Annotated in this window: 21 protein-coding genes and 1 riboswitch; of the genes, 18 read left to right on the forward strand and 3 right to left on the reverse strand. The window is 71.2% G+C overall.

Annotated features, from left to right (window positions below; all coding sequences use genetic code 11):
• Positions 1–31 precede the first annotated feature (31 nt).
• From ABT057_RS12110 to ABT057_RS12180, 15 genes are all read left to right on the forward strand, one after another.
• Complete coding sequence (locus tag ABT057_RS12110) at positions 32–961, forward strand: ABC transporter permease (RefSeq protein WP_352342563.1); 930 nt, start codon at positions 32–34, stop codon at positions 959–961.
• The gene (locus ABT057_RS12115; protein ID WP_352342564.1) at positions 954–1733 is read left to right on the forward strand and encodes an ABC transporter ATP-binding protein; all 780 of its coding nucleotides are present in this window, start codon (positions 954–956) and stop codon (positions 1731–1733) included. Before ABT057_RS12110 ends, ABT057_RS12115 begins: the two co-directional genes overlap by 8 nt.
• 363 nt (positions 1734–2096) lie before the next feature.
• The gene (gene hpnC, locus ABT057_RS12120; RefSeq protein ID WP_352342565.1) at positions 2097–2999 is read left to right on the forward strand and encodes a squalene synthase HpnC; all 903 of its coding nucleotides are present in this window, start codon (positions 2097–2099) and stop codon (positions 2997–2999) included.
• Positions 2996–3946 carry a presqualene diphosphate synthase HpnD gene (hpnD, locus tag ABT057_RS12125; protein ID WP_352342567.1) on the forward strand — a complete coding sequence of 317 codons (951 nt, stop codon included), beginning with the start codon at positions 2996–2998 and terminating at the stop codon, positions 3944–3946. Before hpnC ends, hpnD begins: the two co-directional genes overlap by 4 nt.
• A gap of 128 nt (positions 3947–4074) precedes the next feature.
• The gene (locus tag ABT057_RS12130; protein ID WP_352342860.1) at positions 4075–4179 is read left to right on the forward strand and encodes a DUF6380 family protein; all 105 of its coding nucleotides are present in this window, start codon (positions 4075–4077) and stop codon (positions 4177–4179) included.
• On the forward strand, positions 4176–5576 hold the full coding sequence (gene hpnE, locus ABT057_RS12135) for a hydroxysqualene dehydroxylase HpnE (protein ID WP_352342569.1): 1401 nt from the start codon (positions 4176–4178) through the stop codon (positions 5574–5576). Before ABT057_RS12130 ends, hpnE begins: the two co-directional genes overlap by 4 nt.
• Positions 5576–6715, forward strand: a complete 1140-nt coding sequence (locus tag ABT057_RS12140) for a polyprenyl synthetase family protein (protein ID WP_352342571.1) — start codon at positions 5576–5578, stop codon at positions 6713–6715. Before hpnE ends, ABT057_RS12140 begins: the two co-directional genes overlap by 1 nt.
• 119 nt (positions 6716–6834) lie before the next feature.
• Positions 6835–8856: a squalene--hopene cyclase gene (gene shc, locus ABT057_RS12145; protein ID WP_352342573.1), complete on the forward strand. Its 2022-nt coding sequence runs from the start codon at positions 6835–6837 to the stop codon at positions 8854–8856.
• Complete coding sequence (locus tag ABT057_RS12150) at positions 8856–9497, forward strand: phosphorylase family protein (protein ID WP_352342575.1); 642 nt, start codon at positions 8856–8858, stop codon at positions 9495–9497. The genes shc and ABT057_RS12150 overlap by 1 nt, the downstream gene beginning before the upstream one ends.
• A gap of 5 nt (positions 9498–9502) precedes the next feature.
• The gene (gene hpnH / locus ABT057_RS12155; protein WP_352342577.1) at positions 9503–10525 is read left to right on the forward strand and encodes an adenosyl-hopene transferase HpnH; all 1023 of its coding nucleotides are present in this window, start codon (positions 9503–9505) and stop codon (positions 10523–10525) included.
• 4 nt (positions 10526–10529) lie between these two features.
• Entirely contained in the window at positions 10530–11687 is a 1158-nt protein-coding gene (ispG, locus tag ABT057_RS12160) for a flavodoxin-dependent (E)-4-hydroxy-3-methylbut-2-enyl-diphosphate synthase (protein ID WP_352342579.1), read from the forward strand.
• A 27-nt stretch (positions 11688–11714) separates the two neighbouring features.
• Entirely contained in the window at positions 11715–13616 is a 1902-nt protein-coding gene (gene dxs, locus ABT057_RS12165; protein WP_352342580.1) for a 1-deoxy-D-xylulose-5-phosphate synthase, read from the forward strand.
• A complete protein-coding gene (locus tag ABT057_RS12170) occupies positions 13613–14998 on the forward strand; it encodes an aspartate aminotransferase family protein (protein ID WP_352342581.1) in 1386 nt (461 codons plus the stop codon). Before dxs ends, ABT057_RS12170 begins: the two co-directional genes overlap by 4 nt.
• Positions 14999–15066: 68 nt before the next feature.
• Positions 15067–15687: a helix-turn-helix domain-containing protein gene (locus tag ABT057_RS12175; RefSeq protein ID WP_352342583.1), complete on the forward strand. Its 621-nt coding sequence runs from the start codon at positions 15067–15069 to the stop codon at positions 15685–15687.
• Entirely contained in the window at positions 15684–15806 is a 123-nt protein-coding gene (locus ABT057_RS12180; RefSeq protein ID WP_352342584.1) for a DUF6126 family protein, read from the forward strand. The genes ABT057_RS12175 and ABT057_RS12180 overlap by 4 nt, the downstream gene beginning before the upstream one ends.
• A gap of 19 nt (positions 15807–15825) precedes the next feature.
• On the opposite strand, the gene ABT057_RS12185 is transcribed toward ABT057_RS12180, so the two are convergent.
• Positions 15826–16623, reverse strand: coding sequence for a tyrosine-protein phosphatase (locus tag ABT057_RS12185; protein ID WP_352342586.1), 798 nt, complete (start codon positions 16621–16623; stop codon positions 15826–15828).
• 218 nt (positions 16624–16841) lie between these two features.
• Here ABT057_RS12185 and ABT057_RS12190 point away from each other — a divergent pair, with 218 nt between their 5' ends.
• The 3 genes from ABT057_RS12190 (at position 16842) to ABT057_RS12200 (ending at position 21421) form a co-directional block, all read left to right on the forward strand.
• Positions 16842–18929, forward strand: coding sequence for an alpha-galactosidase (locus ABT057_RS12190; RefSeq protein ID WP_352342588.1), 2088 nt, complete (start codon positions 16842–16844; stop codon positions 18927–18929).
• Between the two features lie 302 nt (positions 18930–19231).
• Positions 19232–19391: riboswitch (cyclic di-AMP (ydaO/yuaA leader) on the forward strand.
• 4 nt (positions 19392–19395) lie between these two features.
• Positions 19396–20331, forward strand: coding sequence for a M23 family metallopeptidase (locus tag ABT057_RS12195; protein ID WP_352342590.1), 936 nt, complete (start codon positions 19396–19398; stop codon positions 20329–20331).
• 304 nt (positions 20332–20635) lie between these two features.
• On the forward strand, positions 20636–21421 hold the full coding sequence (locus ABT057_RS12200; RefSeq protein ID WP_352342591.1) for an SGNH/GDSL hydrolase family protein: 786 nt from the start codon (positions 20636–20638) through the stop codon (positions 21419–21421).
• Between the two features lie 84 nt (positions 21422–21505).
• Here ABT057_RS12200 and ABT057_RS12205 read toward each other — a convergent pair whose 3' ends face one another.
• Together ABT057_RS12205 and ABT057_RS12210 are read right to left on the reverse strand one after the other, a co-directional pair.
• Positions 21506–22144: a TetR/AcrR family transcriptional regulator gene (locus ABT057_RS12205; RefSeq protein WP_352342593.1), complete on the reverse strand. Its 639-nt coding sequence runs from the start codon at positions 22142–22144 to the stop codon at positions 21506–21508.
• A gap of 39 nt (positions 22145–22183) precedes the next feature.
• Positions 22184–23365, reverse strand: a complete 1182-nt coding sequence (locus tag ABT057_RS12210; RefSeq protein WP_352342595.1) for a glutamate dehydrogenase — start codon at positions 23363–23365, stop codon at positions 22184–22186.
• Positions 23366–23469: the final 104 nt, after the last annotated feature.

Here is a 23469-nt window from a genome sequence, read left to right on the forward strand (position 1 = left end):
TGCGCATCGCGAAGACGAAAGTTTTCTACCTGTGAGTGAGACAACGCATGACGGCGGAGTCGCGGTGAGCGCACTTCCGTCGCCCGACGCGGGCCTGACGGCCGCCCAGCTGGCCGCCAAGTACGGGCTGGCCGTGAGCGGCGCCCGGCCCTCGGTGCGGGAGTACGTCCGCCGGCTCTGGGGACGGCGCCACTTCATCCTGGCGTTCTCCCGGGCGAAGCTGACCGCGCAGTACAGCCAGGCCAAGCTAGGCCAGCTGTGGCAGGTGGCCACGCCGCTGCTGAACGCTGCCGTGTACTTCATGATCTTCGGTGTGCTGCTCAACGCCAGCCGGGGCATGTCCAAGGACGTGTACATCCCCTTCCTGGTCACGGGTGTGTTCGTGTTCACCTTCACGCAGAGCTCGGTGATGAGCGGCGTCCGCGCGATCTCCGGCAACCTCGGCCTGGTCCGCGCCCTGCACTTCCCGCGGGCCGCGCTGCCCATCTCCTTCGCGCTCCAGCAGCTCCAGCAGCTGCTGTACTCGATGCTCGTGCTGTTCCTGGTCGTGATCGGGTTCGGCAGCTACCCGGACGCCTCCTGGGCGCTGATCGTCCCGGTGCTCGTCCTGCAGTTCGCCTTCAACACCGGTCTGGCGCTGGTGTTCGCCCGGGCCGGCGCGAAGACCCCGGACCTCGCGCAGCTGATGCCGTTCGTGATGCGGACCTGGATGTACGCGTCCGGCGTGATGTTCTCCATCCCCGTCTTCCTCGCGGACAAGCCGCAGTGGGTGGCCGACATCCTGCAGTGGAACCCGGCCGCCATCTACATGGACCTGATGCGCTTCGCGCTCATCGAGGAGTACGGCGCCGAGAACCTGCCCGAGCACGTGTGGGCGGTGGCCGGCGGCTGGGCGCTGCTGCTCGCCGTCGGCGGGTTCCTGTACTTCTGGAAGGCGGAGGAGAGGTACGGCCGTGGCTGACCTGATCCCCGGGGAGCGCGTCCCCACCGTCATCGCCGACGAGGTGCACATCGTGTACCGCGTCAACGGCGCCAAGACCGGCAAGGGCAGCGCCACCGCAGCCCTGAGCCGCATCCTCAAGCGCGGCGAGGAGCGCGGCGTGCGCAAGGTGCACGCGGTGCGCGGCGTCTCCTTCGTGGCCTATCGCGGCGAGGCCATCGGTCTGATCGGCTCCAACGGCTCCGGCAAGTCCACCCTGCTGCGCGCCATCGCCGGGCTGCTGCCGCCGGAGAGCGGCAAGGTCTACACCGACGGCCAGCCCTCGCTGCTCGGCGTCAACGCCGCCCTGATGAACGACCTCACCGGCGAGCGCAACGTCATCCTCGGCGGCCTCGCCATGGGCATGTCCCGCGAGCAGATCAAGGAGCGCTACCAGGAGATCGTCGACTTCTCCGGCATCAACGAGAAGGGCGACTTCATCACCCTGCCCATGCGCACCTACTCCTCCGGCATGCAGGCCCGGCTGCGGTTCTCCATCGCCGCCGCCAAGGACCACGACGTGCTGATGATCGACGAGGCGCTGGCCACCGGCGACCGCAAGTTCCAGAAGCGCTCCGAGGAACGCATCCGGGAACTGCGCAAGCACGCGGGCACGGTGTTCCTGGTCAGCCACAGCAACAAGTCCATCCGCGACACCTGCGACCGCGTGCTCTGGCTGGAACGCGGCGAACTGCGCCTCGACGGCCCGACCGAAGAGGTCCTCAAGGAGTACGAGAAGTTCACCGGCAAGTAGCGGCCGGACCGGCCCGTGGCCCCCGCCGGAACTGGCCGGCCGGGCCACGCGTCTGCAAAGGAAACGTCAACTCCGTCCGCGCTCAGGAATCTTGACGCCAATCGGTGTGTTGTTGTGATGTGCAGGACACCTGCGCGAACCGCCCTGCGTTGTACAACGTAAGCTGGACCGGGCCCGAAACGCGTCAAGTGGGGCGATAATGCACGACACCCTGAGTCGGGGCTGCCCCATGGGCGGCCGGGCGGCGTGTCCGAAATAGTGTGTCTTGGGTCGGCGGTGTAGAACGGGAGATGTGACGGCAATGGCTACGGAAACTCCCCAGCTCAACGCAGCATGTGCCGTCCGTGCCCCGGGTAGCCGACGGTGACGGCCCCGGCGGCCGCGCACACCGGCGCCCCGGAGCGCGGCACCCTCGCCAAGGCCGCGGACGAGAACTTCCCGGTGGCCCCGTTCTTCCTGCCCAGGGCCTGGCGTGAGGACCTCATGGCCGTCTACGGCTTCGCCCGCCTCGTCGACGACATCGGTGACGGTGACCTCGCCCCCGGCGGCGCCGACGCCCGCATGCTCGGCGTTTCGGCCACCGAGGCGGAGGACCGGACGGTCCTCCTGGACGCCTTCGAGACCGACCTGCGCAGGGTCTTCGACGGCGAGCCGCGCCACCCCCTGCTGCGTCGCCTCCGGCCGACCGTCCGCCGCCGTTCCCTCACCCCCGAGCCCTTCCTCCGTCTGATCGCCGCCAACCGCCAGGACCAGCTGGTCAGCCGCTACGAGACCTACGACGACCTGCTCGCCTACTGCGAACTGTCCGCCAATCCCGTGGGCCGGCTCGTCCTCGCCGTCACCGGCACCTCGACCCCCGAGCGGATCCGCCGCTCCGACGCCGTCTGCACCGCGCTGCAGATCGTCGAACACCTCCAGGACGTGGCCGAGGACCTCGGCCGCGACCGCGTCTACCTGCCCGCCGCGGACATGAAACGTTTCCACGTGCAGGAGACGGATCTCGCCGCACCGACCGCGAGCGCGTCCGTACGCGCCCTGGTCGCGTACGAAGCCCAACGCGCTCGCGATCTCCTGAATGAAGGCGCCCCCCTCGTGGGTAGCGTCCACGGCAGGCTGAGACTGCTGCTGGCGGGGTTCGTGGCGGGGGGAAGGGCGGCGATCCGCGCGATCGCCGCCGCCGAACACGACGTCCTTCCCGGCCCGCCCAAGCCAGGCAAGCTCCGGCTGCTGCGCGAGGTGGGCGTGACCCTGCGAGGAGAGGGGTGATCCGGACCGTGGAGTCGTCACCGCACGTGTCCGCACCGGTACTCGCCGCCTACAGCTACTGCGAGGCCGTCACCGGGCAGCAGGCCCGGAACTTCGCCTACGGCATCAGGCTGCTGCCCACCGCCAAGCGCCGCGCGATGTCGGCGCTGTACGCGTTCTCGCGCCGCGTCGACGACATCGGCGACGGCGCGCTGGCCGGCGACGTCAAGACCGCCCGGCTCGAGGACACCCGCGCGCTGCTCACCCGGGTCCGCGCCGGTGAGGTCGAGGAGGACGACACCGACCCCGTCGCGGTCGCCCTCGCCCACACCGCCCGGGCCTTCCCGGTCCCGCTGGGCGGGCTGGACGAGCTGCTCGACGGCGTGCTGATGGACGTGCGCGGCGAGAACTACGAGACCTGGGACGACCTGAAGGTGTACTGCCGCTGTGTCGCGGGCGCCATCGGACGTCTCTCGCTCGGCGTGTTCGGCACGGAACCGGGGGCGCGCGGCGCCGAGCGCGCACCGGAGTACGCGGACACCCTGGGGCTCGCGCTCCAACTGACCAACATCCTCAGAGACGTCCGCGAGGACGCGGCGGGCGGCCGCACCTATCTGCCCGCCGACGACCTCGCCAAGTTCGGCTGCTCGGCCGGGTTCGACGGGCCTGAGCCGCCGGAGGGCTCCGACTTCGCGGGCCTCGTCCACTTCGAGGTGCGACGGGCCCGCACTCTTTTCGCCGAGGGCTACCGGCTGCTGCCCATGCTCGACCGGCGCAGCGGTGCCTGTGTCGCCGCCATGGCCGGCATCTACCGGCGGCTCCTCGACCGCATCGAGCGCGACCCCGAGGCCGTACTGCGCGGCCGGGTGTCGCTGCCCGGCCGGGAGAAGGCGTACGTCGCCGTGCGCGGCCTGTCGGGACTGGACACCCGGCACGTGTCGCGGCAGACCGTCCGGAGGCACGTCTGATGGAGAACGCCGACGACGAAGTGGGCCGAGGTGATTCCGCCGGAGAAACCGCAGGAACCGGAGAAACGGCGGAAATCGCAGAAACGGCAGGAACCGCAGGAACCGCAGGAACCGCAGGAACCGCAGAAATGCGGCACGCAACCCTCCGGTCCGGCGCGGCGTCCCTGACTGCGACGGCCCGCCGTGCAGAGTGCACCTACCGCGGCGGGGCCGCAGGGGAGGGTGCGCGATGAGCGAGGGGCAACGGCTCGCCGAGGGGCGGCACGCCGTCGTGGTCGGCGGCGGACTCGCCGGCGTCACCGCCGCGCTCGCACTCGCCGACGCGGGCGTCCGCGTGACGCTGCTGGAGGGCCGGCCCCGGCTCGGCGGCCTGGCCTTCTCCTTCCGTCGCGGCGAGCTGACCGTCGACAACGGCCAGCACGTCTACCTGCGCTGCTGCACCGCCTACCGCTGGTTCCTCGACCGCATCGAGGGCACCGCGCTGGCACCGCTGCAGGATCGTCTCGACGTGCCCGTCGTCGACGTCGCGAGACCCGAGGGACGCCGGCTGGGCAGACTGCGGCGCGACGCGCTGCCGGTGCCCCTGCACCTGGGGCGCAGCCTCGCCACGTATCCGCACCTCTCCCTCGCCGAACGCGCCAGGGTGGGCCGGGCCGCACTCGCGCTCAAGGGGCTCGACCTCGCCGATCCGGCTCTGGACGCGCAGGACTTCGGTAGCTGGCTGACCGCGCACGGTCAGTCGGCACGCGCCGTCGAGGCACTGTGGGACCTGGTCGGGATCGCCACCCTCAACGCGGACGCGGGCACCTGCTCACTGGCGCTCGCCGCGATGGTGTTCAAGACCGGTCTGCTGTCCGACCCGGGCGCGGCCGACATCGGCTGGGCGCGCGTCCCGCTGGGCGAACTGCATGACCGGCTGGCCCGCAAGGCGCTCGACTCCGCGGGCGTGCGTACCGAGGTCCGTACACGCGTCACCTCCGTCTCCACTGACGGAAACGGGGCCTGGAGCGTTCAGGTTCCCGGCGAAAACCTGGAAGCCGACGCCGTCGTCCTCGCCGTACCGCAGCGCGAGACCCTCGGCCTGCTGCCCGACGGGGCGCTCGACGCACCGGAGCGGCTGCTCGGGATCGGCACCGCGCCGATCCTCAACGTCCATGTCGTCTACGACCGCAAGGTCCTCGACGCGCCCTTCCTCGCGGCGCTCGGCACCCCCGTGCAGTGGGTCTTCGACCGCACCGAGGCCTCCGGGCTGCGCGAGGGCCAGTACCTCGCCCTGTCGCAGTCGGCGGCGCAGGACGAGATCGACACCCCCGTCGCCGAACTCCGCGCACGCTATCTGCCCGAGCTGCGGCGGCTGCTGCCGGGCACGCGCGGCGCCGCGGTGCGGGACTTCTTCGTGACCAGGGAGCGCACCGCGACGTTCGCTCCCACCCCCGGCGTCGGCCGTCTGCGGCCCGGCGCCCGCACCAAGGCCCCCGGCCTGTATCTGGCCGGTGCGTGGACCGCCACAGGGTGGCCCGCGACCATGGAGAGTGCGGTCCGCAGCGGCGTGAGTGCGGCGGACGCCGCGCTGAGCGCCCTCGGCCGGCCCCGACCCCACCACCTCTTCGAGCTAGAGGAGGCGGCCTGATGCTCGATCAGCACGGCTCGGCACACCCCCGCACCCCCTCCGGTACCGCTACAAGAGGAGAAACTGTGCCCACTGTGCCACCGGCCTCGCCGGCCGCTCGCAGGACCGCGGTGGACGTGACCGCGCTCCTGGAGCGCGGCCGCACCCTGGCCACTCCGGTGCTCCGGGCGGCCGTCGACCGACTCGCGCCGCCCATGGACACGGTCGCCGCCTACCACTTCGGCTGGATCGACGCCCAGGGCAACCCGACCGACGGCGACGGCGGCAAGGCCGTGCGCCCCGCGCTCGCGGTGCTCTCCGCCGAGGTCACCGGCGCGTCCCCGCAGGTCGGCGTGCCCGGCGCGGTCGCCGTCGAGCTGGTCCACAACTTCTCGCTGCTGCACGACGACCTGATGGACGGCGACGAGCAGCGCCGCCACCGTGACACCGTGTGGAAGGTGCACGGCCCCGCCCAGGCGATCCTGGTCGGCGACGCCCTGTTCGCCCTCGCCAACGAAGTCCTGCTGGAGCTCGGCACGGTCGAGGCCGGCCGCGCCACCCGCCGCCTGACCACCGCGACCCGCGCGCTGATCGACGGCCAGGCCCAGGACATCTCCTACGAGCACCGCGACCGCGTCAGTGTCGAGGAGTGCCTGGAGATGGAGGGCAACAAGACCGGCGCCCTGCTGGCCTGTGCCTCGTCCATCGGCGCGGTGCTCGGCGGCGCCGACGAGGCCGCCGCCGACGCGCTGGAGAAGTACGGCTACCACCTCGGTCTGGCCTTCCAGGCCGTCGACGACCTCCTCGGCATCTGGGGCGACCCGGTCGCCACCGGGAAGCAGACCTGGAGCGACCTGCGCCAGCGCAAGAAGTCCCTGCCGGTGGTGGCGGCGCTCGCGGCGGGCGGCCCCGCCTCCGAGCGGCTCGGCGAGATGCTCGCCGCCGACGCCAAGAGCAGCGACTCCGAGGACTTCTCCGAGGAGGAGTTCGCGGCCCGCGCCGCGCTGATCGAGGACGCCGGCGGCCGGGAGTGGACCGCCGAGGAGGCCCGCCGTCAGCACACCGTCGCCATCGAGGCCCTGAACGCCGTCGACATGCCCGAGCAGGTGCGGGCCCGGTTCACGGCGCTCGCCGACTTCGTCGTCGTACGAAAGAGATGATCACTATCGGTCGAATAGTCCTCGCGTAGTCGCCGGCCGGTGCAGCGAGGCGAGAAAGGCACCGGCCGACGGCGTTCCCACAGCAGCACGACTTCGCACGACTGCACGAAGGGGAAGCCATGACAGCGACGACCGACGGAAGCGCCGGGGCCCTGCCGCCCCGCGCTGCCGCGGCCAGCGAAACCGACATCACCATCCCCGTGGCGGCCGGGGTACAAGAAGCCGCCGTGCGCGCGGTGCACCGCGCGACCGACTTCCTGCTCGCCCTGCAGGACACCGAGGGCTGGTGGAAGGGCGACCTCGAGACGAACGTCACCATGGACGCCGAGGACCTGCTGCTCCGCCAGTTCCTGGGCATCCGCGACGACGCCACCACCCAGGCCGCCGCCCTCTTCATCCGCGGCGAACAGCGCGAGGACGGCACCTGGGCGACCTTCTACGGCGGCCCGCCCGAACTCTCCACCACCATCGAGGCGTACGTCGCCCTGCGCCTGGCCGGCGACGCCCCCGACGCGCCCCACATGCTCAAGGCGTCCGCCCATGTCCGCGCCCACGGAGGCATCGCCGCCGCCCGGGTCTTCACCCGGATCTGGCTGGCCCTGTTCGGCTGGTGGAAGTGGGAGGACCTGCCCGAACTCCCGCCGGAACTCCTGTACTTCCCGCGCTGGTTCCCGCTCAGCATCTACAACTTCGGCTGCTGGGCCCGGCAGACGATCGTCCCGCTCACCGTCGTCTCGGCGAAACGGCCGGTGCGCCCGGCGCCCTTCCCGCTCGACGAGCTGCACACCGACCCCGCGAACCCCAACCCGCCCGTGCCGCTCGCCCCGGTGAACAGCTGGGACGGACTCTTCCAGCGGCTCGACAAGGTCGTCCGCGGCTATCGCACGGTGGCGGTGCGCCGCCTGCGCAGGTCGGCCCTGAACTCCGCGGCGCGCTGGATCGTCGAGCGGCAGGAGAACGACGGCTGCTGGGGCGGCATCCAGCCCCCGGCCGTGTACTCGATGATCGCCCTGCACCTGCTCGGCTACGACCTCGAACACCCCGTGATGCGCGAGGGGCTGAAGTCGCTGGACCGTTACGCCGTGTGGCGCGAGGACGGCGCCCGGATGATCGAGGCCTGTCAGTCGCCGGTGTGGGACACCTGCCTGGCGACCATCGCGCTCGCCGACGCGGGCCTGCCCGCCGACCACCCGCAACTGGTCAAGGCCGCCGACTGGATGCTCGGCGAGCAAATCGTACGGCCGGGTGACTGGTCGGTGAGCCGCCCTCACCTGCCTCCGGGCGGCTGGGCGTTCGAATTCCACAACGACAACTACCCCGACATCGACGACACCGCCGAGGTGGTCCTCGCGCTGCGCCGCGTGCGGCACCACGACCCCCAGCGGGTGGAGAAGGCCATCGCGCGCGGGGTGCGCTGGAACCTCGGGATGCAGTCGAGGAACGGCGCGTGGGGCGCCTTCGACGTCGACAACACCAGCAGGTTCCCCAACCGGCTGCCGTTCTGCGACTTCGGCGAGGTCATCGACCCGCCGTCGGCGGACGTCACCGCGCACGTCGTGGAGATGCTCGCCGTCGAGGGGCTCTCGCACGACCCGCGCACCCGGCGCGGCATCGAGTGGCTGCTCGCCGAACAGGAGCCGGACGGCTCGTGGTTCGGCCGCTGGGGCGTGAACTACGTCTACGGCACCGGCTCGGTGGTGCCCGCCCTGACCGCCGCCGGACTGTCCGCCCGGCACCCCGCGATCCGCCGGGCCGTGGCCTGGCTGGAGCGGGTGCAGAACGACGACGGCGGCTGGGGCGAGGACCTGCGCTCCTACCACGACGCCGCCCGCTGGAGCGGCCGCGGCGCCTCCACCGCGTCCCAGACCGCCTGGGCGCTGATGGCCCTGCTGGCGGCGGGGGAGAAGGACTCCAAGGCCGTCGAGCGGGGCGTCGCCTGGCTCGCCGAGACCCAGCGGGAGGACGGCTCCTGGGACGAGCCCCACTTCACCGGCACCGGCTTCCCCTGGGACTTCTCCATCAACTACCACCTGTACCGGCAGGTCTTCCCGCTGACCGCGCTCGGCCGGTACGTGCACGGCGAGCCGTTCAGCGGGAAGTCCGGTCCCGAGGCGGCTTCCGCAGAGGCCGAGGCGAGCTGATGAGCACCCGGCCCGTCCCCGCCCCGCTGCTGATCGCCTGCGCCCTCGGCATCGAGCACCTCGCCCTGCGGATGGGCGACCGCAGCGGGGCCGGCGGGCCCGTCACCGTCCTGCGCACGGGCATGGGGCCCAAGGCGGCCGAGCGGTCCGTCACCCGGGTCCTCGCCGCCCCGGTGCTCGACGGCGCGGCCGTGCTGGCCACGGGCTTCTGCGCCGGGCTCGCCTCCGGAATGCACCCCGGCGACCTGGTCGTCGCCGAGGAGACCCGCGACCCGCGCGGCACCGTCCCCTGCGTCGGTACCGAGATGCTCGTCAAGGAGCTCGCGCGCACCCTGCCCGGGCGCACCGTCCACACCGGCCCCCTCACCGGCTCCGACCACGTCGTGCGCGGTCATGAGCGGGCCGACCTGCTCTCGACCGGCGCGATCGCGGTCGACATGGAATCGGCGGCCACCCTCCTGAGCGCCGTGCGCGCGGACGGACGCCCGGTTGCGGCCGTCCGGGTGGTCGTGGACGCTCCAGAACATGAACTCGTCCGGATCGGCACGGTGCGCGGTGGAATATCGGCTTTCCGTGTCCTTCGTTCCGTCCTGCCTGCATTCTTCGAATGGCACCGTAATGTGCTGCTCCCCCGGAGGTGAGCCGAATGGCCATGCCACTGCGCCAGTCCATCAAGGTCGCTACCTACCTGGCCGAACAGAAACTCCGCAAGCGGGACAAGTTTCCGCTGATCGTGGAGCTGGAACCGCTCTTCGCCTGCAACCTGAAGTGCGAGGGCTGCGGCAAGATCCAGCATCCGGCGGGGGTGCTCAAGCAGCGCATGCCGGTGGCCCAGGCCGTGGGCGCGGTGCTGGAGTCCGGTGCGCCGATGGTGTCCATCGCGGGCGGTGAGCCCCTGATGCACCCTCAGATCGACGAGATCGTGCGGCAGTTGGTGGCGAAGAGGAAGTACGTCTTCCTGTGCACCAACGCGATGCTGCTGCGCAAGAAGATGGACAAGTTCAAGCCCTCCCCGTACTTCGCCTTCGCCGTGCACATCGACGGGCTGCGGGAGCGGCACGACGAGTCGGTGGCGAAGGAGGGCGTGTTCGACGAGGCCGTGGCGGCGATCAAGGAGGCCAAGCGGCGCGGCTTCCGGGTCACCACCAACTCGACGTTCTTCAACACCGACACCCCGCAGACCATCATCGAGGTGCTCAACTTCCTCAACGACGACCTGCGCGTCGACGAGATGATGATCTCGCCCGCCTACGCCTACGAGAAGGCACCCGACCAGGAGCACTTCCTCGGCGTGGAGCAGACCCGGGAACTGTTCAAGAAGGCCTTCTCGGGCGGCAACCGCAAGAAGTGGCGGCTCAACCACTCCCCGCTCTTCCTGGACTTCCTGGAGGGCAAGGTCGACTTCCCGTGCACCGCGTGGGCGATCCCGAACTACTCGCTCTTCGGCTGGCAGCGCCCCTGCTACCTGATGAGCGACGGGTACGTGCCGACGTACCGCGAGCTGATCGAGGAGACCGACTGGGACAAGTACGGCCGCGGCAAGGACCCGCGCTGCGCCAACTGCATGGCGCACTGCGGCTACGAGCCCACCGCCGTCCTGGCCACCATGGGCTCCCTGAAGGAGTCGCTGCGGGCCATGCGCGAGACGGTCACCGGAAACCGGGAGTGACCCGATGACCGCCATCTCCTTGGGCGTCCCCGAGGTACCGGCCCGGCCGATCGCCGAGCGGCGCGTGTCGCGGCAGATCCACGTCGGGCCGGTGGCGGTCGGGGGCGGGGCCCCGGTGTCGGTGCAGTCGATGACGACGACCCGTACGTCGGACATCGGCTCCACCCTTCAGCAGATCGCCGAGCTGACTGCTTCGGGCTGCCAGATCGTCCGTGTCGCCTGCCCCACGCAGGACGACGCGGACGCCCTCGCGACCATCGCCCGCAAGTCGCAGATCCCGGTGATCGCGGACATCCACTTCCAGCCCAAGTACGTGTTCGCGGCGATCGAGGCGGGCTGTGCGGCCGTCCGTGTCAATCCCGGCAACATCAAGCAGTTCGACGACAAGGTCAAGGAGATCGCGCGCGCCGCGAAGGACCACGGCACTCCGATCCGGATCGGGGTCAACGCCGGCTCCCTGGACCGCCGGCTGCTCCAGAAGTACGGCAGGGCGACCCCGGAGGCGCTCGTCGAGTCCGCCCTCTGGGAGGCGTCCCTCTTCGAGGAGCACGACTTCCGCGACATCAAGATCTCGGTCAAGCACAACGACCCGGTCGTGATGATCGAGGCGTACCGGCAGCTGGCCGCCCGGTGCGACTACCCCCTGCACCTCGGCGTCACGGAGGCGGGCCCCGCGTTCCAGGGCACGATCAAGTCGGCCGTGGCCTTCGGGGCGCTGCTGTCGCAGGGCGTCGGGGACACCATCCGGGTCTCGCTGAGCGCGCCGCCCGCGGAGGAGGTCAAGGTCGGCATCCAGATCCTGGAGTCGCTGAACCTGCGGCAGCGGCGCCTGGAGATCGTCTCCTGTCCGTCCTGCGGCCGGGCCCAGGTGGACGTCTACAGGCTGGCCGACGAGGTCACCGCGGGCCTGGAGGGCATGGAGGTCCCGCTCCGCGTGGCGGTCATGGGGTGCGTGGTGAACGGCCCCGGCGAGGCGCGGGAGGCGGACCTCGGCGTCGCCTCCGGCAACGGCAAGGGACAGATCTTCGTGAAGGGCGAGGTGATCAAGACCGTCCCCGAGTCGAAGATCGTCGAGACCCTCATCGAGGAGGCGATGAAGATCGCCGAGCAGATGGAACAGGACGGCGTCGCGGCGGGGGAGCCGGCCGTCACCGTGAGTTGAACAGCACGGACCGAAGGGGGCCCGATCGTGACGATCCTGGAGAACATCCGGCAACCACGCGACCTGAAGGCGCTGTCCGAGCCGGAGCTCGGTGAACTGTCCGAAGAGATCAGGGACTTCCTGGTGCACGCCGTCGCCAGGACCGGCGGACACCTCGGGCCCAACCTGGGGGTGGTGGAACTCACCATCGCGCTCCACCGGGTCTTCGAGTCACCGGACGACCGCATCCTGTGGGACACCGGTCACCAGAGCTATGTGCACAAGCTGCTGACGGGGCGTCAGGACTTCTCCAAGCTGCGTGGCAAGGGCGGCCTGTCCGGCTATCCCTCCCGTGAGGAGTCCGAGCACGACGTCATCGAGAACAGCCACGCCTCCACCGCCCTCGGCTGGGCCGACGGGCTCGCCAAGGCCCGCCAGGTGCAGGGCGAGAAGGGCCATGTCGTCGCGGTCATCGGCGACGGCGCGCTCACCGGCGGCATGGCCTGGGAGGCGCTGAACAACATCGCGGCCGCCAAGGACCGGCCGCTGATCATCGTCGTCAACGACAACGAGCGCTCGTACGCCCCGACCATAGGCGGTCTCGCCAACCACCTCGCGACCCTGCGCACCACCGACGGCTACGAGAAGGTGCTGGCCTGGGGGAAGGACGTACTGCTGCGGACCCCGGTCGTCGGGCACACCGTGTACGAGTCGCTGCACGGCGCGAAGAAGGGCTTCAAGGACGCCTTCGCCCCGCAGGGCATGTTCGAGGACCTCGGGCTGAAGTACGTCGGGCCGATCGACGGGCACGACGTCAAGGCCGTCGAGTCGGCCCTCAGGCGCGCCAAGCGGTTCCACGGACCGGTGCTGGTGCACTGCCTGACCGAGAAGGGGCGCGGCTACGAGCCCGCCCTGGCGCACGACGAGGACCGCTTCCACACCGTCGGGGTGATGGACCCGCTGACCTGCGCACCGCTCACGCCGTCCACGGGACCGTCGTGGACCTCGGTGTTCGGCGAGGAGATCGTGCGGATCGGCGAGGAGCGCGACGACGTCGTCGCGATCACGGCCGCCATGCTGCATCCGGTGGGGCTCGGCGGGTTCGCCGAGCGTTTCCCGGAGCGGGTGTGGGACGTCGGCATAGCCGAACAGCACGCGGCGGTGAGCGCGGCCGGCCTCGCCACCGGCGGCCTGCACCCGGTCGTCGCCGTGTACGCCACCTTCCTCAACCGCGCCTTCGACCAGCTGCTGATGGACGTCGCGCTGCACCGGTGCGGGGTGACCTTCGTGCTGGACCGGGCCGGGGTGACGGGCGTCGACGGGGCCTCCCACAACGGCATGTGGGACCTGTCCGTCCTCCAGGTCGTCCCGGGACTCAGGATCGCCGCGCCGCGCGACGCCGACCAGCTGCGGGCCCAGCTGCGGGAGGCGGTCGCGGTCGACGACGCACCGACCCTGGTCCGCTTCCCCAAGGAGTCGGTCGGGCCGAGGATCCCGGCGGTCGCCGCGGTGGGCGGCATGGACGTACTGCACCGCGCCGCGCGGCCGCAGGTGCTGCTGGTGGCCGTCGGCGTCATGGCCCCGGTGTGTCTTCAGGCCGCCGAGCTGCTCGAGGCGCGCGGGATCAACTGCACCGTCGTGGACCCCCGTTGGGTCAAACCCGTCGACCCGGCCCTGCCCGGTCTCGCCGCCGAGCACCGTCTCGTGGCCGTCGTCGAGGACAACAGCCGTGCCGCGGGCGTCGGTTCGGCGGTGGCACTGGCCCTCGGGGACGCCGAAGTCGACGTGCCCGTACGGCGGTTCGGGATCCCTGAGCAGTTCCTCGCGCACGCCAAGCGCGGCGAGGTGCTCGCCGACATCGGCCTCACACCCGTCGAGGTCGCCGGACGGATCAGCGCGAGTCTGGCGGCCAAGGAAGCCGACGGCCCAGTCAAGGAGAAAGACGCATGACCAAGGAGTTCGACCTCGGCGCCCTCCTGGCCGAGCGCGGAGCCGAGCGCTACGAGCTGCACGCCAAGTACCTCAACCACCAGCTCCCGCGCATGCTGCACACCATCGGCTTCGACAAGGTCTACGAGCGGGCCGAGGGCGCGCATTTCTGGGACGCGGACGGGGCCGACCATCTGGACATGCTCGCCGGGTTCGGGGTGATGGGCCTGGGCCGCCACCACCCCGTGGTCCGCAAGGCGCTGCACGACGTCCTGGACGCCTCCCTCGCCGACCTCACCCGCTTCGACTGCCAGCCGCTGCCCGGACTCCTCGCCGAGCGGCTGCTCGCCCACAGCCCGCACCTGGACCGGGTCTTCTTCGGCAACAGCGGCACGGAGGCCGTCGAGACCGCGCTGAAGTTCGCCCGGCGCGCCACCGGCAAGCCCCGCGTCCTCTACTGCGACCACGCCTTCCACGGCCTGACCACCGGCTCGCTCTCGGTCAACGGAGAGGACGGCTTCCGCGACGGCTTCGCCCCGCTGCTGCCCGACACGGCCGTACCTCTCGGCGATCTCGACGCGCTGGCCCGGGAGCTGAAGAAGGGCGACGTCGCCGCCCTCATCGTCGAGCCGATCCAGGGCAAGGGCGTGCACGAGGCCCCGCCCGGCTATCTGCGCGCCGCGCAGGAACTGCTGCACCGGCACAAGGCGCTGCTCATCGCCGACGAGGTGCAGACCGGCCTCGGCCGGACCGGCGACTTCTACGCCTACCAGCACGAGGACGGTGTCGAACCGGACCTGGTGTGCGTGGCCAAGGCGCTCTCCGGCGGCTATGTGCCGGTCGGCGCCACCCTCGGCAAGGACTGGATCTTCAAGAAGGTGTTCTCGTCGATCGACCGGGTGCTGGTCCACTCGGCCAGCTTCGGTTCCAACGCCCAGGCGATGGCGGCCGGCCTCGCGGTCCTGTCGGTGATGGAGAACGAGCAGATCGTCGCGAACGCCCGGATGACGGGCGACCGGCTGAAGTCGCGGCTGGCGGCCCTGACCGAGAAGTACGAACTGCTCGCCGACGTCCGAGGCAGGGGCCTGATGATCGGCATCGAGTTCGGGAAGCCGAGGTCGCTGAAGCTGCGCAGCCGCTGGACCATGCTGCAGGCCGCGCGCAAGGGTCTGTTCGCCCAGATGGTGGTCGTACCGCTGCTCCAGCGGCACCGGATCCTCACCCAGGTCTCCGGGGATCACCTGGAGGTGATCAAGCTGATCCCGCCGCTGGTGATCGACGAGCGGGACGTGGACCGGTTCGTCGACGCCTTCACCGAGGTGATGGACGACGCCCACGGCGGCAACGGGCTGATGTGGGACTTCGGCAGGACGCTCATCAAGCAGGCGGTGGCGAACCGCTGAGCAGCCGTGGCTTTTGCCTCTGAGGCAAGAAAATTGCCCCAGAGGCAAGAGTGCGGCTGAATGGACGTATGAGCCCACCTGAGCCCGAGGCCCCGTCCGGGTCCGAGGCCCTTCCCGCCGTGGCCCCGCAACTGCGGTCGCTGCGCCGCAGGGCCGGCCTCACCCTGGAGGCCGCGGCCCGCGCGGCGGGGCTGTCGCCCGCCCATCTCTCCCGGCTGGAGACCGGGCAGCGCCAGCCCTCGCTGCCGATGCTGCTCGCGCTCGCCCGCGTCTACGGTACGACGGTCTCGGAACTGCTCGGCGAGACGGTCGCCGACCGGGACGCCGTCGTGCGGGCCGCCGACATGGAGCCGACCCGTGCGGGCGGCTGGACGTACTGGCAGGCCGGTGCCTCCGGCCGCGGGATGCAGGCCCTGCGCGTGCACGTCCCGCACGGCTCCCAGGGCGACATCGTGCGTGTGCATCCCGGGGAGGAGTGGCTGCACGTCCTGCGCGGACGGCTGCGGCTGCGCCTCGGGGACACCGCGCATCTGCTCGGACCCGGCGACAGCGCGCACTTCGACTCGCTGACCCCGCACCGGCTCGCCGCGCAGGACCCCGACGGGGTCGAACTGCTCTTCGTCCACACCCTGCTGCAGAGTCCCACGGCCGCCCTGTGCCTGGGCCCCACCCCCGGAGAGACGCCATGAGCGACATGGAGGAACGGTTCCCGCGTGCCCTGTGGATCCGGCTGATCATCTACATCGCGGTGGGGCACGTCCTCGCGGCCTTCATATGGTTCCTGTTCGAGGTGGGCGCCAAGCAGTAGGCCTCGCTCGCCGGGAGACTCAGTCGAGCAGGCGCTCGCGCAGCCGCTCCCGGAGCTCGGGGGTGAGCCCGAGTGCCTGCTCCAGATAGGCGTCGACGCCGCCCCAGGTCTCCTCGATGGTCTCCAGCGCCGCCGTGAGGTACTCCGCCCGGGCCTCGAACAGGGGGCTGAGCAGCTCCATCACCTCGGGGGTGTAGGCGGAGGCCGCCGAGCCGTTGCGCCGCACCCTGTAGCGGCGGTGCTTGGCGTTGGACTCCAGGTAGTCGCCGAGGACGGCCTCGTGCTCCACCCCCACGGCGAGCAGTGTCACCGCGACGGACAGGCCCGCGCGGTCCTTGCCGGCCGCGCAGTGCATGAGGACGGGGACGCTGTCCTCGGCGATCGCGTGCACCACGTGCGTGTGCTCCGCGGTCCGCTCCTTGATGATCTTGCGGTAGGAGGCGATCATGCGGCCCGCGCCCCTGCCGTCGCCGAGTATGCCGCGCAGCTGGTCGAGGTCGCCGTCGCGGACCATCTTCCAGAACTCGGCGCCGTCCGCCGGGTCCGACAGCGGCAGGTTCACGTTCCGCACGCCCGGCAGCTCCACGTCCGGGCCCTCGAGCTTCTGGTCCGCCGCGTTGCGGAAGTCGAAGATCGTGTGCAGGCCCAGGGAGGACAGGAACGCGGCGTCCTCGTCGGTCGCGTGCGCGAGATGGCCGCTGCGGAACAGCACTCCGTGGCGCACCCGCCGCCCGTCGACGGTCGGCAGACCGCCCACGTCACGGAAATTGCGGACGCCGGCCAACTCGGGTTCGATCGACGGGATCTGCTGCGTCACGGGGGCTCCCTCCCGGTCGGGCTCGCCGGCGCGGCTCCTGGTGGCCGACGGGCCTCCTCGACCATACGACATGGATTCCCCGGGCAACGAGTTGTCCACAGGGCGGCCGATCCTCCGTCTCCCCAGGTGAACGGTTTGTCCACAGGCGTTGCAGGCACGGGGCGCGCCACCGATGATGTTGATGCTTGATCGCACCTGTTCGAAACAGTGGGGGTTTGATGCCCGAGACCGTGAAGCCCGAGATCGCCGCGGGCGGCCGCACCTGGCTCCTTTCGGGGCCCACGAGCAGCTACGCCCTCCATCTCACCGAGGCCGACGAGCTGATCCATCTGCACTGGGGCCCGAGGATCGCGCTCGCCGACGCCGAGGCCCTCGCCGCCGCCCCGCGCGCGGGCCGCGCCTCCTTCGAGTCCCCCCTCGACGGCCACGAGGAGTACCCGGCGGAGGGCGGCCCCCGCTTCGTCCGGCCCGCCCTGTCCGTGCGCACCGCCGGGCGCCGGGGCACCGAATGGACCTTCGAGACCGCCGAGACCGAGGCCGACGAGCTGCGGCTGCGCTTCCGGGACGGGGGCCTGGTCATCACCCTGCACTACCGGATGCGCGGCGACGTGGTGGAGCGCTGGACGACCCTGCGCAACGAGGGGGAGGAGCCGCAGGAGCTGCTGCGCGCCGACTCCGCCACCTGGACCCTGCCCGAACGGGACGGCTGGCACCTCTCCCAGCTGCACGGCCGCTGGGCCGCGGAGTCCCGGCTCGTCCGCGCCCCCCTCACCTACGGCGAGAAGATCATCGGCAGCCGCCGCGGCCACACCGGCCACCAGCACCTGCCCTGGGTCGCCCTCGACACCGACGCCACCGAGGAGCGCGGCGAGGTCTACGGCTGCGCCCTCGGCTGGTCCGGCTCCTGGCGCGTCGCCGTCGCCCAACTCCCCGACGCACGCGTGCAGATCACCGGCGGCGCCGGATACGACGACTCGGGCCTGCTGCGCCTCGCCGAGGGCGAGTCCTTCACCACGCCCCTCTTCGCCGGCCTGTGGAGCGACGGCGGCTTCGGCGGCGCCAGCCGCACCTGGCACGCCTACCAGCGCGCCCACGTGATCCCGGACGCCGAGCAGGACCGGCCGGTGCTGTTCAACTCCTGGGAGGCCACCTTCTTCGACATCTCCGAGGAGCAGCAGGCCACCCTCGCCCGGCGCGCCGCCGCGATCGGCGTCGAGCTGTTCGTCGTCGACGACGGCTGGTTCGGCGCCCGTACCAGCGACCGTGCGGGGCTCGGCGACTGGCGGCCCAACCCGGACCGCTTCCCCAAGGGACTGAAGCCCCTCGCGGACTACGTGCACGCGCTCGGCATGCAGTTCGGCATCTGGGTCGAGCCCGAGATGGTCAACCCGGACAGCGAGCTGTACCGGGCGCACCCCGACTGGGTGCAGTTCCAGCCGGGACGAAAGCGGACGGAGTTCCGCAATCAGCTCGTGCTGAACCTCGCGCGCGAGGATGTTCAGGAGTACCTCTGGCAGCAGCTCGACGGACTCCTCTCCAGCGCGCCCGTCGACTACGTCAAGTGGGACTTCAACCGCTGCTTCACCGACGCGGGCTGGCCCGACGACCCCTACCCCCAGCGCCTCTGGGTCGACCACGTACGGGCCCTGTACGGACTCCTGGACCGGCTGCGGGCGGCCCACCCGGGCGTCGCCTTCGAGTCCTGCTCGGGCGGCGGCGGCCGGATCGACCTCGGGGTCCTGGCCCGTACCGACCAGGTGTGGACCTCCGACAACACCGACCCGCTCGACCGCCTCGACATCCAGCACGGCTTCAGCCAGATCCACCCCGCGCGCGTCATGGCCGCCTGGGTCACCGACAGCCCCAACGTGCAGCTCAACGGCCGGACCAGCTCGCTGCGCTTCCGCTTCGTCAGTGCCATGGCCGGGGTGCTGGGCGTCGGCGGCGACCTCTCCGAGTGGAGCGAGGAGGAACTCGCCGAGGCCCGTGAGTGGGTGGAGCTCTACAAGGAGATCCGGCCCCTCGTGCAGCACGGCGACCTCTACCGGCTGCGGCCGCCGACGGGCGGTCTGAGCGCCGTGCAGTACGTCCGCGGTGACGAGACCGTCGTCCTGGCCTGGCTCCAGGCGCAGCGGTACGGCGAGCCCGTTCCCGCGCTGCGGCTGCGGGGCCTCGACCCGACGGCGGCGTACGAATGCCGTGAAACGGGCGAAGTCCACCGCGGGGCGGTGCTGCTGCACCACGGGCTGCGGACCGGGCTGCGCGGCGACCTCGATGCGATGGTTATCCGGCTGCGTCGCATCTGAGAGATGTGTCCGAATTGGATCCTTCGTTACAACTCGCTCTGGAATAAGGGATTCTGGAGAGAATCACGTGAGCAGCGTCATATTCGTGACCGACCGTCGCCCGTCATGTTCACGTAATGACCAGGCTTTTCAAGGGTGTTAGGCGGAAAAAGCGCTCTCGATTCACGGAGTGTCACCGGGAATTCGCACAGCGGATCAAGAGAAATGCGTGAACAGGGCAACCTCTGCTTGTTCCTGTGCGTCTTGGTCGCTTACGTTCCAGACCAATCCGGGCGGACGCCGAATCCTGTCACCGTCCGGAATCCGCACACTCACCCGTACATGGCAGGAGCGGGGGACCCACAGGCAGTACCGCCTGTTCCGGCCTCCGGAACAGGCTTTGGGGTAAAGCCGCGCCTCGGCGCGGCCGGGCATCTCCAGTCCGCACCCGACAGCTCACCTCGCAGGCGCCGGAGAGGAATTCGCCATGCCCGCGAAGGGTAAGCACCGCCGTCTCAAGAGCCGGCGTTTCACCCGTTCGATAGCCGTCGCCGGAACCGGCGGGGCCGCACTCGCCCTCCCGCTCATGGGGGCCACCGGTGCCCACGCGGCCACCCCGCAGTCCGCCTCCTCCGCCTCCGTCTCGGAAAAGGCCGTGCAGGCGGCTCCAGTGGCACAGAAGAAGGCCGCCGCAGCGGCCGTCCGGACCTATACCGTCCGGCCCGGCGACTATCTCTCGAAGATCGCCGACGAGCAGCACGTCAGCGGCGGCTGGCGCAAGCTGTACGAGGACAACCGCGAGGCCGTCGGCGGCGACCCGTCGCTGATCCACCCCGGCCTGAAGCTGTCGATCGGCAAGAGGGCCGCGGCCGGGACCAAGTCCTCGTCCGGTTCGTCAGGTTCGTCCGGTTCGTCGGCGTCGAAGTCGTCGTCGGCCTCCGAGACGAAGTCGTCCGGCAAGGCGACCACCCGGACCGCCGCCGAGACCGGGGCGGACTCCTCCGGCTCCTCCGGCGGATACACCCTCCCGGTGTCCGGTGCCACCATCGGCACCGGCTACCACGTGGCGGGCAGCATGTGGTCCAGCGGCTACCACACCGGCGTCGACTTCGTGGTCCCGACCGGCACCTCCGTCAAGGCCGTGGCCGCGGGCACCGTCGTCTCGGCGGGCTGGGGCGGCGCGTACGGCAACCAGGTCGTCATCAAGCTCGGTGACGGCTACTACGCCCAGTACGCCCACCTCTCCCAGCTCTCCGTCTCGGCCGGCCAGACCGTGACCGAGGGCCAGCAGGTAGGCCTCTCCGGTGCGACCGGCAACGTGACCGGCCCGCACCTCCACTTCGAGATCCGCACCACGCCGGACTACGGCTCGGACGTGGACCCGGTCGCCTACCTCCGCTCGCACGGCGTCGCCGTCGGCTGACCCGGCCGGCAGCCCCCGAGAACCACCTGCCTGACACGCGGCCGGAGGCCGGACCCCGATCCCCGGGTCCGGCCTCCGGTGCCGCCACGGAGTGGTCCGGCTCGGGCACTTCGCCTTCCGGACCACGTGGAGCCACTTCCGGATCGCCAACTTCCGCGTACGGTCTCCTATTCCCTGATTGGCCAACTCTTTAGCAGTGGCTTATCTCACCGCCCGTCAACCCCTTCCTACGATCGCGTAAGTCACATTCGAAGGTGAATGATGATCTGCTGTGGCAGACGATTCGAAGAATGACAACAGATCAGTGATCGGGTCGTACGTGGCGGTGGGGGACAGCTTCACCGAGGGCGTCGGCGACCCCGGCCCCGACGGGGCGTTCGTCGGCTGGGCCGACCGGTTCGCGGTACTGCTCGCGGACCGCCGGCCCGAAGGCGACTTCGAGTACACCAACCTGGCGGTGCGCGGGAAACTGCTCGACCAGATCATGGAGGACCAGCTTCCGCAGGCGGTGGAGCTCGCCCCGGACCTGGTCTCCTTCTGCGCGGGCGGCAACGACATCCTCCGTCCCGGCACCGACCCCGACGAGGTCGCCGAGCGCTTCGAGCGCGCGGTCGCCTCACTGTCCGCCGTCGCCGGCACGGTCATGGTGACGACGGGCTTCGACACCCGCGGCGTTCCCGTGCTCAAGCATCTGCGCGGGAAGATCGCGACCTACAACGGACATGTGCGGGCCGTCGCCGACCGGTACGGCTGTCCCGTCCTCGACCTGTGGTCCCTGCGGTCCGTGCAGGACCGCAGGGCCTGGGACGACGACCGGCTCCACCTGTCCCCGGAGGGGCACACGCGGGTGGCGCTGCGGGCCGGGCAGGTCCTGGGGCTCCCGGTGCCGGCCGACCCCGAGCAGCCCTGGCCGGTGCTGCCGCCCCGCGGCACGCTCGAGGTGCGCAGGGACGACGTCCACTGGGCGCGGGAGTATCTCGTGCCGTGGATCGGGCGGCGGCTGCGCGGGGAGTCGTCCGGTGACCATGTGACCGCCAAGGGCGCCTTGTCGCCGGAGGACATCCGGATGCGGATCGCCGCGGTGGCGTGAACGGGGGTGGGGGCGGCTTCCCCCGCCCCCACCCTGGGGGCTGCGCCCCCAGACCTCCCTTTCGGCCCGCAAAGGGCCTCGTCCTCAAACGCCGGACGGGCTGGGGTGATGCGGACCGGCCTCGGAGAGTCGCCCCAGGCCGAGTTCCCTCGCGAGCGCCGCGTCCACCCACTCCTGGGCTCTCGCCCGGGACACCCCGCCCTGGTACGACGTCAGCTGTACGGCGAGGCCGTCCAGGAGAGCCGTCAGACGCAGGGCCGTGGCGGGCGGGTCCGGGCAGGTGAACTCGCCCGCCGCCACTCCCTCGGCGATCACCTCGGCCAGCGCCGCCTTCCACTTCCGGTCGAGGTCCCGGGCCACCTCCCGCAGGGCGGGCTCGCGCAGCGACACCGCCCAGCCCTCGATCCACAGCCGCCAGCCCTTGGCCTGGCCCGTCGGCGCGTACCAGCGCACGGCCGACCGCAGACGGCGCAGCGCCGTCGTACGGCGGCCGAGGAGTCTGCGCAGACGCGCGAGGTCGTCCCCGGCGGCGTACGCGAAGGCCGCGGCGACCAGCTTCTCCTTGGTGGAGAAGTGGTAGAGGACAAGGGCGTTGCTCACGCCGAGCGTCGCGGCCACGTCGGCGATCCTGACCGCCGCCACGCCCCGCGCCTCGATCTGCTCGATGGCGGCCCTCAGCAACTCCTCGCGCCGCTCGGCCACGCTCAACCGGACCCTCGCCACGCCGTCACCCTACAGCCACCCCGAGCTGCGCCGACGCGCTCAGCGGTGGCGGCCGAAGCGCTCCGCGATCACCGGCAGCCGCTCCTCGGCGAGCGCGTGCGCGGCGGCCCGCGGGGTCGTGCCGTCCGCCTCCGCCCGCGTCAGGACCAGCTCCACCAGGGCACGCATCGCGCGGCGCGTGTACGCGAACGCCTCGTCCGCGTCCGCGCCGATGTCGCCGAACAGCGTCCACCACCACCAGGCGTTCGTCCCCGAGTTGACGACGACGTCCGGCAGGACGCTCACCCCGCGCGCGTGGAGCAGCCGCTCCGCCTCCGGCAGGACCGGCATGTTGGCCGCCTCCGCGATCCAGCGGGCCGTGATCCGCCGCTGCTCCTCCACCCCGATCGCGTACGACACGGCCGCCGGCACCAGCACCTCCGCCTCCACCGCCGGCCAGGCGTCACCCGGCAGCTCGCGGTCGCCGGGGCGCAGGACGCCGCGGTCCACGGTGCCGTGGCCGTCCCGGGCGGCCAACAGGGCCTCCACGTCGAGCCCGTCGGGGTTGGCGATCGTGCCCTTGACGTCGGCGACGGCCACGACCGTGAGCCCCGCGCGCGCGAGGAAGCGTGCCGTGGCCCCGCCCATGGTGCCGAGCCCCTGGAGCGCCACCCGCGTCCCGGTGTACGGCACCCCGGCCCGGTCCAGGGCCGTCAGCACCGACTCGGCGACCCCGCACCCGCCGACCAGCTCGTCCAGTCCGATGCCGTCCACCTCGACCGCGAAGGCGTCCGCGAGTCGCGCGCGGGCCGCCGCCTCGTCGTCGAGCAGCGGGTAGACGGCCTGCACGGACGACACCAGGCCCGCCTCCGCCGCGGCCCGGTCCACCAGGTCCTGGGTCAGCCCCAGGTCCTCGCCGGTGGTCCAGCAACTCTCCACGTACGGCCGCACCGCGCGCAGATAGCGGACCAGGAGGCCGTACGCCTCCGGGTCCCGCGGGTCGCAGTCGATGCCGCCCTTGGCGCCGCCCAGGGGGACGTAGCGTGCCCGCGGGTCGTAGTGCAGCGCCTCCTTGAGGCTCATCCCGCGCGCGAGGCCCGTCACCTCGTCCAGGGTGCAGCCCTCCCGCATCCGCAGACCGCCGCTGCACACCCCGCGCACGAGCCGGTCGACGACCAGGAAGCCCTGTCGGCCGGTGACGTCGTCCGTCCAGGTGAGGGACAACAGGGGGGCGTCGGTCATGCGGACTCCTCGCGCAGGGCGATCACGAAGCTTACTGAACGGTAGGTCAGTATCGGGAGCCGGGGCGAGGGCTGTCAACGCGTTGTCGGAGGGGGCGACCATAA

It is taken from the genome of Streptomyces sp. NPDC002588 (genome assembly GCF_040295925.1).
Lineage (GTDB): Bacteria > Actinomycetota > Actinomycetes > Streptomycetales > Streptomycetaceae > Streptomyces.

Coding starts and splice junctions, on each gene's coding strand:
- ABT057_RS12170 (WP_352342581.1), top strand. CDS start 13,613: ATGACCAAGGAGTTCGACCTCGGCGCCCTCCTGGCCGAGCGCGGAGCC.
- ABT057_RS12210 (WP_352342595.1), bottom strand. CDS start 23,365: ATGACCGACGCCCCCCTGTTGTCCCTCACCTGGACGGACGACGTCACC.
- ABT057_RS12195 (WP_352342590.1), top strand. CDS start 19,396: ATGCCCGCGAAGGGTAAGCACCGCCGTCTCAAGAGCCGGCGTTTCACC.
- ABT057_RS12150 (WP_352342575.1), top strand. CDS start 8,856: ATGAGCACCCGGCCCGTCCCCGCCCCGCTGCTGATCGCCTGCGCCCTC.
- ABT057_RS12190 (WP_352342588.1), top strand. CDS start 16,842: ATGCCCGAGACCGTGAAGCCCGAGATCGCCGCGGGCGGCCGCACCTGG.
- ispG (WP_352342579.1), top strand. CDS start 10,530: ATGACCGCCATCTCCTTGGGCGTCCCCGAGGTACCGGCCCGGCCGATC.
- shc (WP_352342573.1), top strand. CDS start 6,835: ATGACAGCGACGACCGACGGAAGCGCCGGGGCCCTGCCGCCCCGCGCT.
- ABT057_RS12130 (WP_352342860.1), top strand. CDS start 4,075: ATGCGGCACGCAACCCTCCGGTCCGGCGCGGCGTCCCTGACTGCGACG.
- hpnH (WP_352342577.1), top strand. CDS start 9,503: ATGGCCATGCCACTGCGCCAGTCCATCAAGGTCGCTACCTACCTGGCC.
- ABT057_RS12175 (WP_352342583.1), top strand. CDS start 15,067: ATGAGCCCACCTGAGCCCGAGGCCCCGTCCGGGTCCGAGGCCCTTCCC.
- ABT057_RS12180 (WP_352342584.1), top strand. CDS start 15,684: ATGAGCGACATGGAGGAACGGTTCCCGCGTGCCCTGTGGATCCGGCTG.
- hpnE (WP_352342569.1), top strand. CDS start 4,176: ATGAGCGAGGGGCAACGGCTCGCCGAGGGGCGGCACGCCGTCGTGGTC.
- ABT057_RS12140 (WP_352342571.1), top strand. CDS start 5,576: ATGCTCGATCAGCACGGCTCGGCACACCCCCGCACCCCCTCCGGTACC.